This is a genomic window from Terrisporobacter hibernicus, assembly GCF_020809405.1.
Classification (GTDB): domain Bacteria; phylum Bacillota; class Clostridia; order Peptostreptococcales; family Peptostreptococcaceae; genus Terrisporobacter; species Terrisporobacter petrolearius.
The window spans coordinates 3,977,165-3,993,133 of the sequence record NZ_CP081135.1 but is presented as its reverse complement, the minus strand read 5'-3'; the positions used below and the strand labels follow the sequence as shown (position 1 = coordinate 3,993,133).

The following is a 15,969-nucleotide window of genomic DNA, read 5'->3' as shown; positions in this document are numbered from 1 at the left end:
CCTCAATTATAAAAGAGGAGGGATTTTTTTGAAATATTAAAGTATAATTATTGGTGGTGAGAAAATATAACAAAAGTTATGCATGGAGGGACTATAAAATGAAGAAAATAATATTTATTATTTTATGTATAGTAATGAGTACAACAGGATGCAGTAAGATGCCAGATACAAAAGAGGAGAGTATAAAAGAAAATAATATTCAAGTAGATACATCCCAAGTTGAAAAAGAGAAAAGGGAAGAAGATAAGATAAACAATATTATTAAGACTTATGAAAATGTAGAACCAAAAGAATGGGGTGAACATTTGAAAGGAGTAGTAAGTCATATAGATGATAAAAATAAAGAAATAGCCTTAACACTAGATGCTTGTGGCGGAAAACATGGAAGCAGATACGACAAAGAGTTAATAGATTTTTTAGATAAAGAAAATATTCCAGCCACATTATTTATAAATTATAGATGGATAGAAGCTAACAAAGATATTTTTATGAATTTATCTAAAAATAATAATTTTGAAATTGAGAATCACGGATATAGTCATAAACCTTTATCAGTAAATAAAAGATCTGTTTACAATATAGAAGGAACATCAGATGTAAAAGACGTTATAAAAGAAATAAAATTAAATGATGATGCAATATACAAATTAACAGGTAAAAAACCTAAATACTTTAGATCAGGTACGGCTTATTATGATGATGTTGCTATAAAAATTGCAGATGAACTTGGATACAAAATAGCTGGATTTAGTATAAATGGCGATGGTGGAGCAACTTTTTCCAAAGAAGAGATAATAAATGAAGTTAGGAAAGTAAAGGCTGGAGACATTATAATTTCTCATTTTAATCAACCAAATGGAAATACATACGAAGGACTAAAAAAAGCTCTTATAATATTGAGAGAAGAAGGATATAAATTTGTAAAACTAGATGAATAAATAAAAATATTAACTCCTATGTTTTTATAATATTGAAAGTTGCAAAATAAATAATTATTTACTTATATTTAGCACATAATAAGAATGAAAAAATGTAGGAGGTATTATATGAAAAGTACTAGTGTAACTTGTAAAGCCACTAATTGTGTTCATAATAAAAGCTGTGATTGTATGGCAGGTGTAATCAACGTAAAAGGTCTTAGTGCCAAAACAGTTCAAGAAACAAATTGTAATACTTTTGTAGAAGAAGGTGGACATGCTCACGATAATTTATCCAGTCTTCATGACAATAAAAAAACTGTACCAGAAACAATTAGATGTAGTGCAAGTAACTGTGCATATAATGAAAATGGAAACTGCTATGCACAAGATGTTCAAATAATGGCAGCTAATGCAGCTTGTGGTACATTTGAATGTAGATCATAAAAGACAAAAAAGAACTCTGAATATATTTAGAGTTCTTTTTTTACAAAATATTCTTAAAGCAAATCTAATATTGCCTTATAAATATCTTTATATATGAAATATCTGTTGCTTTTATCTACTTCAAGCAAAAGCAAATCATCTCTTTTTTTATATCATTTATTAAAAAACAATTCTTTTTCTTTAAAACACCTAAAACTGCTTTATTACTATCTAAAACTTTATTTAAAGAATCTATAAATTCATATGAATTGCTTTCAGCACACCCAATCTCATCAAGTATTATAAGGTGACAATTTTTAAAATCATCATTAAGTTTTTGTGAGTATAAATTAAAGTTTTCAGTGAAAATTTCAACATTATCTTTATTGTTAATTACTTTGTTTTCTATTATTTTATAAGAAGATAAGTCCCTAAGAGAGACTAAAAAAAATTCGTATTTTGTAAGGTTTTTTTCAATAATTATATTTCTGCAACACTTGTAACCACCAATATTCAAATTATTTTCATAGTTATCTCTCAACAAGTCTAAAACTTTTTTTATTACAGTGCTTTTACCAATTCTTATATCTCCTGTTATAAATATATTTTTCATATTAATTCCCCTTATCTCACTATGAAACTTAGCATATAAATTATATTAACTGCTTAAATGTTCACAAGGAATATAGTATTTTTTACAATAATCTTCTGCAAAGGAATTTTTATAACAGCGAATAGTAAGTTTAGGACAAAGATTAAAAGCCCTAGGATGAATATTGGTAACATCTTCTGGAATTACTATTTGATTTAAATTTTTACAATTAACAAAAGAATTTTCACCTATATACTCAACGCTTGTAGGAACTATTACGTATTTTATAAATTTATTATTGAAAAAAGCATGGGTATTTATATTTTGTACATCTTGAGGTATAAAATAAGTAGATGTTTGTTTTGAAGGAGGATAACATATGATTGTGTTCATGTCACTGGAGAAAAGCACACCTAGTTTAGAACAGTAGTTACTATTTCCTTCTTCTACTTTTATACTTGCTAAGTGGGAACAATTAAGAAAACATTTGTCTTCAACTAAAATAATATCTTCATTCACTAAAAATTCTTTTATATTTTTATCTTTAAAGGAGTCCTTGCTTAATATGGAAAAAGAATCTAAATCATCTTTATAATAAGAATCTGAGGATTTTTTAGAAGTGGTTTTATTATGTTTTCCTTTGTTATTATTATAAAAAATGTAAGAAACAAAAATAATAAGTAGAATAGCTACTACAACCCCGATTTTAAAGATCATATTTATAACCCCCTTAAAAATTAAAAAATATCTCTCAGTCTATCATAAGCTAAATTTATTTTTTTATATGCATCTTCTAATTCTTTTCTAACCTCTGCTGGCATTTCTTCTTTGTTGTATTTGTCAGGATGATAACTTTTAGTCAGATATGCGTATTGTTTTTTTAAGTCCTCTTTTGTGCAATTTTTACTTAGACCAAGTATTTTATAACATTCATCCAAGTCATCTGCATTTTCATCTTCTTGAATCTTTGTGTTTTTTTCATTTAATACTTTGTCGTATATTTGGTCACAAGAATTAGCATCTAAGTTGAAGACATTTATAAAATCACTTATTATCTCAGCTTGAGAGTTGTTTAATGCTTCATTGTCGATTAAACATAAAGTTATAAGATGAGAAAGAATTTTGAAATCAAGATTTTTCTTGTCTAGAAGCTTGCCTATGGAGTTTTTTAGATAGATAATTGTTTCTTTGTTATAGTTATGAAATCTTCCATAATCGTATTGTGCAAATAGCCAAATTTCCTCACTACTGTTCATGTCAAAAGATTCAAAATAATCTAGTATATAATCTCTTTCTTTTTGTGATATTTCTTCGTCTGCCTTAGCACAGTAAATAAATAGCCTCATTAAATAATCAGCTGTGGCATTTTCCACATTTTCTTCTAAATTTTCATCTATATAACCTTTTAATAATAAATCTTCCATAAGAGTCATAATAAAACCTCCTTAAATTTTAATATTTCTCAATTAATTAGAGTATATATAAAATAATTTTCAGTATCAATCATATATATTAAATAAGTTAATAAGTATGAGAATTTTATAAGGAGGAGTAGATGTTGAGTGAGGGTGAGGATGTAAAGAAAGAGTGTAATATAAAAGATTTGGCTGAAGTTATTATGAATATGAAAAGTGATTTAAGAATAATAAATAAAAATAGCAAAAAAAGCATAATGTCTATTGAATCCTTAAAAGAGGATCTAAATAAGAACAACAAGGAAAATTTTAAACTAAAAAAAGAAATTGAAGAAAGAAAAAGTAATGAGATAAAAATTTATAGGAAAATAATTTTAATTTTAGACCAAATAGATAGTTTTGAAAAAATTATAGCAGATTTGGATAATGAGGAGTTTTTGTATAGCTTGGATATAATGAAAAAAATTATTAGTAAAGAAATGAGTGAAATCAACTTAGTTGAAATTAAATCCATGGGAGAGTTTTTTAATCCAGAATTACATAAATGTGTTGCAGTGGAAGAAGGTATTTTGAAGGAGAGCAAGGAGATTATTGGAGTGATTAAAAAAGGATATATGCTTAGAGGGAAGGTCATAAGACCTGCTTCAGTAATTATAGCCAGGTAGGTGCATGGCACAGCGATATGTATTGGCTACCGCTTCATATATATCCGTTGCTTAAAAATCGCTAGGCTCATAACGCCAACGATGTATCTTTGCTACCGCTGCAGATACATCCGTTGCTTAAAATGATATGATAAGGAGAAGATAAAATGGGAAAGATAATTGGAATTGACTTGGGGACAACTACTTCGGAAATAGCTTACATAGAAAATGATGAACCGAAAATTATTCCAGACTGTTTTGGAAATAGAATTGTTCCGTCAGTTGTTGGAAAGAAAGAAGATAATACTGTTATTGTGGGACAGGTAGCTTATAATCAGTTAATACCATCTCCTGAGAGAACAGTGGCAGAAGTAAAGAGACTTATGGGTTCAGACACTAAAATTACCATGGGAGAAAAGGAATATATGCCCCATGAAATATCTAGTTTAATTTTAAAAGAGTTGAAAAAATATGCAGAAGATTATTTGGGAGAAGAAGTGGAAGAAGCTGTTATAACTGTACCTGCTAATTTTAACAACTCTCAAAGAAAGGTAACAAAACTTGCAGGAGAGATGGCAGGTCTTAAGGTAGAAAGAATTATAAATGAACCTACTGCAGCAGCCATGGCTTATGGTATTAATAATGCAGACAAAGAAGAAAAGATCCTTGTTTACGATCTTGGTGGAGGAACTTTTGACGTATCTATTTTAGAAATGTTTGAAGGTATCTTAGATGTTAAATCAAGTAGAGGTAATGATAGACTTGGTGGAAAGGATTTTGATAGTAGAATAGAAAAATACATAGAAAAGGAATTTGAAAGAATTTATAATCAAAATTTATATAAAAACCTAGATGTTCAAAATAAGTTAAGTATAAAACTAAGAGTAAAAGAAGCTGCCATAAATGCAAAAAAAGAATTATCAAATCAACTATCAACTACAATAAACATACCTTTTATAACTGTTATTGATAATAAACCTGTATCTCTAAGTATTGAGCTGAAAAGAGACAAATTCAATGTGTTAACAAGAGATTTAGTTGAAAGAACTACACAAAAAATTGATGAAGCTTTAAAAGCTGCCAACTTAAAGGCAAAAGATATTGATACAGTGCTTTTAGTTGGTGGGTCTAGCAGAATACCTGCTGTAAAAGAGCTAGTGGAAAGTAAATTTAAGGGTAAAATTATATCAGGAATAAATCCAGATGAAGCTGTAGCCATGGGAGCTGCAATTCAAGCAGGTATAAAAAGTAATCAAATTACTAGTGAAGAAAATCTTATTATAGCTGATAAATGTAGCCATAATCTGGGAACAAGTATAATAAAAATAGGGGATGGGAAAGTAATTAATGGAGCTTTTGATTGTATAATTCCAATAGACAGTAGCATTCCTTGTTCTAAAAAGAAATTATATTATACTGCAGTAGATAACCAGGAAGAAGTAAGGGTAGAAGTTTATGAAGGAAATGAAGAGCTGGCAGAAGATAATACGAAGATAGGTGACTTTTTACTAAAAGGAGTTCCAAAGGCTAGAGCAGGGGAGGAGAGTATAGAAGTTCAATTTGATTATGATTTAAATGGAATATTAGAGGTAAAGGCTACTATAATGAGTACAGGAATATCAATTAATAAAATTATAGACAACTTCAAATTAATTAAGTTGCCACAAGATGCATTGGTAGATGAAAATCTATATGAAAGATTTAAAGTAGATGAATGGCAAGAATATGACTTGGCATCAGGAGTTAAAAGTATAGTTGAGCTTGCAGAAAATAAAATTAAAAATTCTAAAATAGACAAAGATGATTTTAAATATAGAAAAATAGAAAAATTGTTGGAAGAATTAAAGTTGGCAGTAATTCACGATAATGAAGAATTGGTGGAGAAGTATGATGAGGAGTTAACTGATATATTATTTGAAGAATAAAATATTAGTAAGATAATAAACTCTTAGTGATTTCTAATATAAAAATTATAAAAACAAACATAAATATGTTATAATATAATTTATAAACCAATAAATGGGAATGAGGTTCTCCCATAGTAATTGCTAAAACTGCTTACAAAGCTAATGACTTCTACAACCTTTTTGTTGTGGAACTCATTAGCTTTTTTTATTTGAGAAAGGGGATAAAATTATGGATTATACTTGCGAGATTAGTAATATGTACAAAATAAACAAAGGAGTTGATAATGGACCAGCACCAATTCCTCAGGAGGGAAAATGGGCAAAGTCAAAGGAAATCTGTGATATATCAGGATTGACTCATGGTGTTGGATGGTGCGCCCCACAACAAGGTGCTTGCAAATTAACTTTAAATGTTAAAAATGGTGTAATAGAAGAAGCATTAGTTGAAACTATAGGGTGTTCTGGAATGACACATTCTGCAGCAATGGCTTCTGAGATTTTGCCAGGAAAAACCATACTAGAAGCTTTAAATACAGATTTAGTATGTGATGCCATAAATACAGCAATGAGAGAATTATTTTTACAGATAGTTTATGGAAGAACTCAAACTGCTTTTTCTGAAGGTGGACTTCCTATTGGATCAGCACTTGATGATTTAGGCAAAGGACAAAGAAGTCAAACAGGAACAATGTATGGAACTAAGTCTAAAGGACCAAGATATTTGGAAATTGCAGAAGGATATGTAACTCAAATAGGTCTTGATGAAAATGATGAAATAATAGGATATGAGTTTGTTAATATAGGTAAAATGATGGAATTTATAAATAATAATATGGACGCAAATGAAGCACTTGAAAAGTCTAAGTCTATCTATGGAAGATTTGAAGAAGCTGTTAAAAATGTAAATCCTAGACATGAATAAATTTTAAGGGGGAATTATAATGAATTTGTTTGAAAACTATGATAGAAGAATAAATAAAATTAACAATGTATTAGAAAAATACGATTTAAGCTCTTTAAATGAGTGTGAAAATATTTGTGAAAGTAAAAATATACAACCATATAAGATTGTAAAGGATACGCAGGCTATTGCATTTGAAGATGCAGCCTGGGCATATATTTTGGGAAGTGCCATTGCAATAAAAAAAGGATGTAAAAAAGCTAGTGATATTGCAAGAGTCTTAGGAGAAGGCCTTCAAGCCTTTTGTATAGAAGGGTCCGTAGCAGATAGTAGAAATGTTGGGGTTGGTCATGGAAATCTAGGAGGAATGTTATTAGAAGAAGAAACTAAGTGTTTTGCCTTTTTAGCTGGACATGAGTCTTTTGCAGCAGCAGAAGGTGCCATAAAAATAGCAGAGGAAGCAAACAAAGTAAGAAAAAATCCATTAAAAATAATATTAAACGGTTTAGGAAAAGATGCTGCTTACATAATTTCTAGAATAAATGGATTTACTTATGTAGAAACGAATTTCGATTATTATACAAATGAGTTAAACATAATAAAAGAATGTAAGTTTTCAAAGGGAGAAAGAAGTAAAGTGAGATGCTATGGTAGTAATGATGTAAGAGAAGGTGTAGCTATTATGCATAGTGAATTAGTTGATGTATCTATAACAGGAAATTCTACAAATCCAACTAGATTCCAACATCCAGTAGCTGGCACTTATAAAAAAGAATGTTATGAATTAGGCAGAAAATATTTCTCTGTTGCGTCAGGTGGTGGTACAGGAAGAACATTGCATCCGGACAATATGGCATCAGGTCCTGCATCATATGGCATGACAGATACTATGGGAAGAATGCATTGTGATGTTCAATTTGCAGGGTCTTCATCTGTGCCTGCACATGTTGAAATGATGGGATTTGTAGGTATGGGCAATAATCCAATGGTAGGTGCTACGGTAGCTATTGCAGTAGCTATAGAGGAAAGCTACAATGTTTGTAAATAATTTATAGTATTGTGAAATAAATTTTCTTGTTTAAATTAATATGACAATACTTCTATTTTTTGACAAAAAACATTACTATATATTATTATAGTATAAGCACAATAATATAAGTAAAAGAAGTATTGTTAAAAAGGAGAGAAAAATGATTTCAGATTACTTAACTAAAAAATTCATAATAAATCATGAAAACACGGAAGACGAAAAAACTAGAAATGCCTATGTATATATGGGCAGTATAGTAGGAATTATATGTAACTTAGTATTATCTATTGTTAAAATAAGTGTAGGATTTTTGAGTGGAAGTGTTTCTATTACAGCAGATGGTTTTAATAACTTATCAGATATGGCATCTTCTGTAATAACTATGGTAGGTATTAAACTGGCAAATAGACCAGCAGATAAGGAACATCCCTTTGGTCATGGTAGGATGGAGTATTTATCAGCCTTAGTAGTTGCATTTATGGTTATGCTTGTAGGTGTTCAGTTTATAAAAACATCTGTAGATAGAATAATGAACCCTGTGCCAATAACTTTTGAAATGATACCATTTATTTTATTACTTTTATCTTTAATAGTAAAATTTTGGCTTAGTAGATTTAATAAATATGTGGGAGAAAAAATAAATTCATCTGCACTAAAAGCAGCTTCAGTAGATGCTCTTGGAGATGTGTTTACATCTAGTTGTGTGTTAATATCATTTTTAGCTGCAAAATTTACCACATTACCAATAGATGGTTATGTAGGTTTAGTTGTTTCAGTAGCCATATTATATGCAGGTTATTCTTTAGTTAAAGAGACAATAAGCCCACTTCTTGGGGAAGCGCCAGACGAAGAATTGGTAAAAGGAATCAAGCAAGGAGTTTTATCTTATGATAATATAATTGGTGTTCATGATTTAATAATTCATAACTACGGTGTGGGAAAATGTATGGCATCTATTCATGCTGAAATTCCTTCAAATATTGATTTAATAACAATTCATGAGATCATAGATAGTGCAGAGAGAGAAATTTCCCAAAAGCTAAATATATATTTAGTTATACATATGGATCCAATGTGTATTCATGATGATAAAATAAATGCAGTTAAAGGAAAGGTTCAAAATATACTTTTAAAATTTGATGATGTAAAATCTATGCACGACTTTAGAATTACTGAAGGGGAAAATAAGATAAACCTTATATTCGATGTTGAAGTTGATGCTCACAATATTAATACAAAGGATAAGGAAGAAGAACTTAGAAATGACTTAATAGAAGAAATTAAAAAAATGGATCCTTTATATAATTGTGTAATAACTATAGATAAATATTTTTAAAAAAAATTACTGGGAAAACCCAGTAATTTTTTATTTTACTTTTATACTTTTAATTGTGCTGTAATAGCCGTAATAATCTTTTTTATTATCTGTTCTAACAGCTTTTACTTTGTAATAATATGTTTTTTTCTTAGTTAATTTTTTATCTGTATATGTAGTCTTATTTGAATAACCTATATAGTGGTATTTACCATTTTTTGAAGTTGCTCTATATATCTTATATTTAGTTGCTCTGTTGACTTTTTTCCAAGACATATTAACATTTGACTTGGATGATTTTAGAGTAACTGTAGGTTTATATAATTTTGTTACAACTCTAGCTTTGGAGTAAGGACCATAATAATGCTTATTGTTAACTTTGGTAATTGCTCTAATTTTATAATTGTAAATAGTTCCTGAAGCTCTGTTTTTGTCAGTGAAACGAACAGAACTAGATTTTGGATTTTCTTTTACTGTGGCAATTTTATCATATTCTTTTTCTTTGAAGTTGTATCTATAAATTGCATAACCGTAAGAGCCTCTTACAGGTTTACAAGAAAGAGTTACCTGTGAAGTAGTATAATTTTCTACCTTAAAACTACTAACTGCTTTAGGTATTATTACACTTTGTGTATTTACAATTTTACTCATATTAGGAATACCATGTCCGTAATATTTATCCCAACCTTTTTCACCAAAATCATCTGCGCTGGAGATTATTAGTGATTCAACTTTTGCAGGAGTAATACTAGGGTTAGCAAGCTTTATTAATGCAGCCATGGCAGAAATATGAGGCGCTGATAAAGAAGTACCATTTTCTTCAGTATAACCTCCTTTATATGAACAAGTTAATATTTCATAACCTGGTGCTGCCACATCAACAGTATTTCCATAATTTGAAAAATATGCTATTTCATCTGATTGATCAGAGGCTGAAGTAACTATTACAGAATCCATATCTGCTGGGCATGAATAAGATACATTTTCGCTATCATTTCCAGCTGAGGTAACCACAACTACATTTTTTTTAAGAGCATATTCTACTGCATCATGTAAAAAAGAATGATGAACTCCGCCAAAACTTAAGTTTAATACATCAGCTCCATTGTCTACTGCATATCTTATTCCTAGGGCTATATTAGATGTACTACCTTTACCATCACTATTAAAAGTTTTTACTGGTAATATTTTGACATTTAAATTTGGAGTACAATCTACAAGTACACCAGCCATGGCAGTGCCGTGTCCATTTAGGTCATTGGGAGTATTATCATTATCTAAAAAATCCCACCCCTTAGATAAAATTCTGTTTTTAAGAAAAGGATGACTTACAATTCCAGAGTCAACCACACCTACAGTGATTTCCTTTGACTTATTAGGTAAGGAATTGGCATACTTGTCTATTTGAAGACGTTTAACACCCCAAGAATTAAATGAAGTATTTGACAAAGTAGATTTGTTAATACTATTTGAGCTTTGTGTACTTTCCACTTCCAATTCTATATCAGGTTCAACGTATTCTACATTTACATTTGAATTTAGTTTTTCAAAAGCGTCTTTTGTTGACTCTTCACTATCAAACTGTAAAAAATATAAATTATCAGGGCCTGATATAATGTCTTTTGCACCTAAATCAGCTAGATTTAAATTATTAGTTTTTGATTTTACTATTAAACGTTTGCTAGAATACTTTGAGCTTGAAGGTTGCTTTACTTCATTTTCATCTATAAGATTTGATAATTCACTGGAAAGGTCATCGTAGTTATCTACTTTTTCCACTTGGGGTGAATCAGCATCTGCTATAGTTGTTGTATTTTCCAGAAAAATAAAAGTAAAAGTAAGTATTGAGAAAGTGATTACTATTTTTCTTAACTTATTCATTTGTTCCCCCTTATTTTAAATTTTAAATATATTATACAATAAAATATGTGGAAATAAATAGAATTTTGTCAACAAAAAGGAGTTTACCACATTATTAATATAGCAAACTCCTTTTCCTATTTATAAAGATAATTTAAAAACTATCTTTTTATATTTATAACATTTTGAACTAAAGCTTTACATCTTCCACATGAAGATCCGGCTTTAGTAACTTCTGCAACTTTATCAACTGTATCACAACCATTGTTTACTGCATTTACAACGTCTTCTAATGACACCTTGTTACATCCACATACTGAAGCTAATATTTCCTCTATAGCTTGTGCACATCTACCACATCCAGTAGCAGCTCCTGTTTTTTCTTTGATTTCTTCTAAAGTTCTTGCGCCATCTATCATTGCCATTCTTATATCTATATAAGAAACATTTTTACAATGACATATTATTTTATTTCCAGCCATAATTATTCCTCCGTCATATTATTAATTTTATAAATACGCATTTGGTATCTTTAAGTTTATACCAAGACATATATCATATTAAACAATTATTTTTAATTCATCTTAATGATAATAATAAGTTGGAAGTGGTATTTTATTAAACTAAAGTAAAAATAAAATTGAATATTCTGAATATAGATATACATATTTACAATTATTCATTTTCTGATATAATTACATTAATAAAAAACTCGGACACACAAGGAATGCCGGGAAAAATATCAAAAATCAATGAAAAATGAAGGAAGAAATGTCATAATAAATGAATATGATTTAGATAAGCTTGCAATTTATTAAATGATTAATATTATGACTATGAAAATTCTAATTAAAAATGGAGGCTAAAATGGAGACTACAAAGAAAAAATTCAACTTAACAACTAAAATTTTTATAGCATTAATATTAGGTGCCGTACTTGGGATAATTCTACATTATTTTGTACCGGCTAGTACTTTTAGAGATAAGATCTTAATAGATGGATTATTCTATATAATAGGGAACGGATTTTTAAGATTAATGCAAATGCTTGTTGTTCCTTTAGTATTTTGCTCTCTAGTATGTGGAGCATCAGCTATTGGTGATACAAAAACTTTGGGTAAAGTAGGAATTAAAACTATGGGATTTTACTTAATAACTACTGCTCTTGCTATAACAGTTGCTTTATCCGTAGCAAAAGTAATTAACCCAGGAATAGGACTTGATATATCAGCTATAGAACAAACAAAAACTACTATAGCAGAAACTGCAAGTTTTGCAGATACTTTATTAGATATAATACCTAAAAACCCTATACAAGGTTTAGCAGAAGGAAATATGCTTCAAATAATTTTGTTTGCCATATTAATTGGTATAATACTTGCAAAATTAGGTAAGAAAGCAGATGTGGTATCTAAATTCTTTGCACAATTTAACGATGTAATGATGGAAATGACAATGATAGTTATGAAGGTTGCTCCAATAGGTGTCTTTTGTTTAATATCTAAAACATTTGCAAACATAGGATTTGATGCTTTTGTACCAATGTTAAAATACATGTTTAGTGTGTTCTTTGCTTTAGGTTTACAATGTTTTGTTGTTTACATGTCAATGTTTAAAGGATTTACAGGATTAAATCCAATTAAATTCATAAAGAAATTTGCACCAGTTATGGGATTTGCATTTTCTACAGCAACATCAAACGCGACAATACCAATGTCAATTGATACTTTAGAGAAAAAAATTGGAGTAAATAAGAAAATATCTTCATTTACTATACCTCTAGGAGCTACTATAAACATGGATGGTACAGCAATCATGCAGGGTGTGGCAGTTATATTCGTAGCTCAAGCATTCCATGTGGATTTAACATTTGTTGACTATTTAACTGTTATTGCAACAGCCACGTTGGCATCAATAGGTACAGCAGGAGTTCCAGGTGTTGGTTTAATCACTCTTTCTATGGTGTTTAACTCTGTAGGACTTCCAGTAGAAGGTATAGCATTAATTATGGGTATAGACAGAATACTTGATATGACTAGAACTGCTGTAAATATAACAGGAGATGCTGTTTGTACTGCTATAGTTGCTCATCAAAATGGAGATTTAGATAGAAACGTATTTGAAAGTTATGAAGAAGAAGAGCAAGCAGCACTTGCTTAGATATAAAATAGATATAATACAGAAGGGTGTAACAAAAATGTTACACCCTTTATATATAAAGCTACAATTTATTTATTTAAAAAGTAGCCCTAAACAAAATGAGTTCTTGACTCTAACTACCTTAAGGCCTATTGATAGTATCTATGGTTGAATTTTATATTAAATAAATATCCACCGTTGATAAATAAATTGTAGCTTATTAAATATTATGCAAATTTATTATTATATATACTCTAAATAAATAAAAATAAATTGATTTGGAATTATAAATATATAAATGAAATAGTTAAATATTCCTAAGTAAATCTTATTTTTATAGTATTATATATTATAGAGATATTTAAAATTCATATGATAAAGAAATATGTAATATGAAAGGAACATGATAATGAGTATGTATATAAAAATTATTGGTTATTTGGGGATGATCATTTTTATAGTGCTAAATATAGTGAGTCGTTTAACTGATATAAACGACGTGGTTTACGTTATTGTAATGATTATGTCATTAATAATGTTTATACCCCTTTGCGTACAAGAAGTGCTGTCTTTGAAGAATAGATAGGAGGAGTATTAGAGTAAATTTTAGACATAAATAAAGGAGGAGATATGATGTTTCATATATATCCAGATAAATCATATAAAAAAAAGATAAGGGGGAAAAGTCGGAAATTTAAGGTTATGGAAAAAAAATTAAAAGAATTAACCTCAGAATTTCCAAAAATCGATTTAGATTATGGTTACTGGCATTTACATATACCAACATCCCAAAGATTTATTGATTCTTATAAAACACCTGCGTCTTTAAGAAGAAAGTTTATTCAGTTAATTATAGATCGAGTTGAATTTTTGATTAATAATAAACTACAATCAGATGTTTCTGTAAGAATTGTGGCTTGCATAAATCTTCCTAGCCTATGGGATTCGCAGATTATAGTATTCTTTGGAGATGAGTACTATAAGAATTTCTTTAATAGAAATACAGAATATCAAAAATGGATAACACTTTCAAAGGAGAGAAACATTTGTAAAGAATGGAATTTAAATTTTCCAAGTTCAATGAAAGTAAAAGGATATAAAGAAGAAATCTATGAAGAAGATTTATGCTATGAAGGAGAGTTGTGGTTTATTGGTGAAATAGATGTAAAATAAGCCTATATCTTAATGAAGATATAGGCTTATTTTTGTGATAAATCATTAATTTACTTAATCTTAATTTTCTGGTCAATAAGAAAATATATAATCATTGCTGGAAAAACAATAAATGATATGTATTTGCTAGGGATTATATTAAATAATAGTAATAATCCAAGGGTTACAATAAAAATACCACTACCTAAATCTACAAATAAATTTATTTTTTCAGTTTTTCCTTTATAGTATTCTACTGATGTAAAAATAATAATTATTATTCCTAAAACTATGGATATCATACCAGGTGATTTCATAAATATTATATTCCTCCATTCTCACTAAAATTCTTTTAATTTCATTATTCCCTATTGTAGAAATTTTTCTTACAAATTATTAGGAATTATGAGTCATAAAAAAATTATACTACTTTCTTTATTATAGAAGTGTTAAAAATTCTTAGCATAATAAAATTTTTGTTTTTTCACTGTGCTACAATTAGAATAAGTCATATAAAAGTATGGGGGAGTATATGAAGAAATTTATAAAAATACTAATGATCGTACTACTTGTGATAATAGTAATATTAACAATTGTTTTTTATAAAGATATAAGAATTAATCATTATATAAAATCAAATAACTCATTTGATTTAATAAATACAAATAATTATGAGGTATTTCTTTCTGGTGAAACTCACACCATGGCCAAAAGTGATAAATTTAAAAAAGAATTTTTTACATACTTAAATAAAAAAGCTGGAATTAATAACATAATGGAAGAGGCAGGTTTTTGTAATGTACTTTTATTAAATGAATATATACAAAGTGGCAATGAAGATTATTTAAAATCTTTTATGAATCAACTAAAAGGTACAATGGCCTATACTAAAGAAAAATATGAATTTTATAAATGGTTATATAAATACAACTTAGAATTAGATGAAGACTCTAAAATAAATATCTATGGTGTTGATGTGGAACATGACTTATTGGCTGCTGTAAAAGGTATAAAAACTTTAATAGATAAGAATAAACCTGTGCCCAAATCTCTTCAAAGGGCAATTTACCTTCTAAAAGAAGAAAATAGAAAGTCTGCTAAATATTTAAAAATTGCCTATGAAGAAGATAAAAAATCATGTGAAGAATATTTTGGGGATAAATTTATATATTTTGAAAATGGAATAAACAACTTGTATCAACTTGGTGGAGGAAAAGATATGCGTGATAAGGTAATGATGAAAAACTTTGCATTTTTATATTCACTAAAAAAAGGAGAAAAATTCTTTGGACAATTTGGAAGTGAACATATATATCAAGATTACATGAATAGTGATTTTCTTACTATGGAAGAGATAAGGTTTGGAACATTACTAAATAGTAAATCCTCTCCAGTAAAAAATAAAGTTTATTCCTTGTTATGTGTTTATAAAAATAAAGAAGGCAATTCTCCATCAAAGAATTTTTTCAATTATTCTTATTTTAATAATATTAAATCTGATAAATTTATTGAACTTTCAGGGGAAAAAAGTCCTTTTTATAATAAAGAATATTTATTTAATGGAAGTAAGGAAAATAAGGTTACTTGTGATTATATACAAGGATTGATGATACTTAGAAATTCTAAAAAAACACAAGTATATGGAAACTAAAATGTTTTTGGGGAGGAATA

General features: G+C 28.5%; 16 protein-coding genes and 1 riboswitch. Of the genes, 10 read left to right on the top strand and 6 right to left on the bottom strand.

Going from position 1 to position 15,969, the window contains the following annotated elements; translation table 11 throughout:
• The first annotated feature begins 98 nt into the window (after positions 1 to 98).
• Complete coding sequence (locus tag JW646_RS19530; RefSeq protein WP_228416114.1) at positions 99 to 938, top strand: polysaccharide deacetylase family protein; 840 nt, start codon at positions 99 to 101, stop codon at positions 936 to 938.
• A gap of 108 nt (positions 939 to 1,046) precedes the next feature.
• Positions 1,047 to 1,364, top strand: a complete 318-nt coding sequence (locus JW646_RS19525) for a DUF1540 domain-containing protein (RefSeq protein WP_228416113.1) — start codon at positions 1,047 to 1,049, stop codon at positions 1,362 to 1,364.
• A 115-nt stretch (positions 1,365 to 1,479) separates the two neighbouring features.
• On the opposite strand, the gene JW646_RS19520 is transcribed toward JW646_RS19525, so the two are convergent.
• The 3 genes from JW646_RS19520 to JW646_RS19510 are packed head-to-tail and all read right to left on the bottom strand — an operon-like array spanning position 1,480 to position 3,368.
• Positions 1,480 to 1,956 carry a nucleoside-triphosphatase gene (locus JW646_RS19520; RefSeq protein WP_228416112.1) on the bottom strand — a complete coding sequence of 159 codons (477 nt, stop codon included), beginning with the start codon at positions 1,954 to 1,956 and terminating at the stop codon, positions 1,480 to 1,482.
• Positions 1,957 to 2,001: 45 nt separating this feature from the next.
• Positions 2,002 to 2,652 (bottom strand): leucine-rich repeat domain-containing protein, encoded by a 651-nt coding sequence (locus tag JW646_RS19515; RefSeq protein ID WP_228416111.1) that lies wholly within the window; start codon positions 2,650 to 2,652, stop codon positions 2,002 to 2,004.
• A 20-nt stretch (positions 2,653 to 2,672) separates the two neighbouring features.
• A complete protein-coding gene (locus JW646_RS19510; RefSeq protein ID WP_074916990.1) occupies positions 2,673 to 3,368 on the bottom strand; it encodes a DnaJ domain-containing protein in 696 nt (231 codons plus the stop codon).
• Between the two features lie 191 nt (positions 3,369 to 3,559).
• Here JW646_RS19510 and JW646_RS19505 point away from each other — a divergent pair, with 191 nt between their 5' ends.
• From JW646_RS19505 to JW646_RS19485, 5 genes are all read left to right on the top strand, one after another.
• Positions 3,560 to 4,015, top strand: a complete 456-nt coding sequence (locus tag JW646_RS19505; RefSeq protein ID WP_228416110.1) for a nucleotide exchange factor GrpE — start codon at positions 3,560 to 3,562, stop codon at positions 4,013 to 4,015.
• Between the two features lie 146 nt (positions 4,016 to 4,161).
• A complete protein-coding gene (locus JW646_RS19500; RefSeq protein WP_228416108.1) occupies positions 4,162 to 5,919 on the top strand; it encodes an Hsp70 family protein in 1,758 nt (585 codons plus the stop codon).
• An 87-nt stretch (positions 5,920 to 6,006) separates the two neighbouring features.
• Positions 6,007 to 6,080, top strand: a riboswitch (Fluoride riboswitch).
• 50 nt (positions 6,081 to 6,130) lie between these two features.
• On the top strand, positions 6,131 to 6,823 hold the full coding sequence (locus JW646_RS19495) for an iron-sulfur cluster assembly scaffold protein (protein ID WP_228416105.1): 693 nt from the start codon (positions 6,131 to 6,133) through the stop codon (positions 6,821 to 6,823).
• Between the two features lie 19 nt (positions 6,824 to 6,842).
• Positions 6,843 to 7,850, top strand: a complete 1,008-nt coding sequence (locus tag JW646_RS19490) for a GGGtGRT protein (protein ID WP_228416102.1) — start codon at positions 6,843 to 6,845, stop codon at positions 7,848 to 7,850.
• A gap of 142 nt (positions 7,851 to 7,992) precedes the next feature.
• Complete coding sequence (locus JW646_RS19485; protein ID WP_074916979.1) at positions 7,993 to 9,168, top strand: cation diffusion facilitator family transporter; 1,176 nt, start codon at positions 7,993 to 7,995, stop codon at positions 9,166 to 9,168.
• A gap of 30 nt (positions 9,169 to 9,198) precedes the next feature.
• Here JW646_RS19485 and JW646_RS19480 read toward each other — a convergent pair whose 3' ends face one another.
• Both JW646_RS19480 and JW646_RS19475 read right to left on the bottom strand, forming a co-directional pair.
• Positions 9,199 to 11,028: a S8 family peptidase gene (locus tag JW646_RS19480; protein ID WP_228416099.1), complete on the bottom strand. Its 1,830-nt coding sequence runs from the start codon at positions 11,026 to 11,028 to the stop codon at positions 9,199 to 9,201.
• 140 nt (positions 11,029 to 11,168) lie between these two features.
• Positions 11,169 to 11,489, bottom strand: a complete 321-nt coding sequence (locus JW646_RS19475) for a (2Fe-2S)-binding protein (RefSeq protein ID WP_228416097.1) — start codon at positions 11,487 to 11,489, stop codon at positions 11,169 to 11,171.
• 385 nt (positions 11,490 to 11,874) lie between these two features.
• On the opposite strand from JW646_RS19475, the gene JW646_RS19470 reads away from it, so the two are divergent.
• Both JW646_RS19470 and JW646_RS19465 read left to right on the top strand, forming a co-directional pair.
• The gene (locus tag JW646_RS19470; RefSeq protein WP_228416091.1) at positions 11,875 to 13,167 is read left to right on the top strand and encodes a dicarboxylate/amino acid:cation symporter; all 1,293 of its coding nucleotides are present in this window, start codon (positions 11,875 to 11,877) and stop codon (positions 13,165 to 13,167) included.
• Between the two features lie 681 nt (positions 13,168 to 13,848).
• Positions 13,849 to 14,319 carry a DUF3916 domain-containing protein gene (locus tag JW646_RS19465; RefSeq protein WP_207706343.1) on the top strand — a complete coding sequence of 157 codons (471 nt, stop codon included), beginning with the start codon at positions 13,849 to 13,851 and terminating at the stop codon, positions 14,317 to 14,319.
• Positions 14,320 to 14,369: 50 nt separating this feature from the next.
• Here the strand turns inward: JW646_RS19465 and JW646_RS19460 are convergent, their stop codons facing one another.
• On the bottom strand, positions 14,370 to 14,615 hold the full coding sequence (locus JW646_RS19460) for a hypothetical protein (protein ID WP_074916969.1): 246 nt from the start codon (positions 14,613 to 14,615) through the stop codon (positions 14,370 to 14,372).
• Between the two features lie 215 nt (positions 14,616 to 14,830).
• On the opposite strand from JW646_RS19460, the gene JW646_RS19455 reads away from it, so the two are divergent.
• Positions 14,831 to 15,949, top strand: a complete 1,119-nt coding sequence (locus JW646_RS19455) for an erythromycin esterase family protein (protein ID WP_228416089.1) — start codon at positions 14,831 to 14,833, stop codon at positions 15,947 to 15,949.
• Positions 15,950 to 15,969 lie beyond the last annotated feature (20 nt).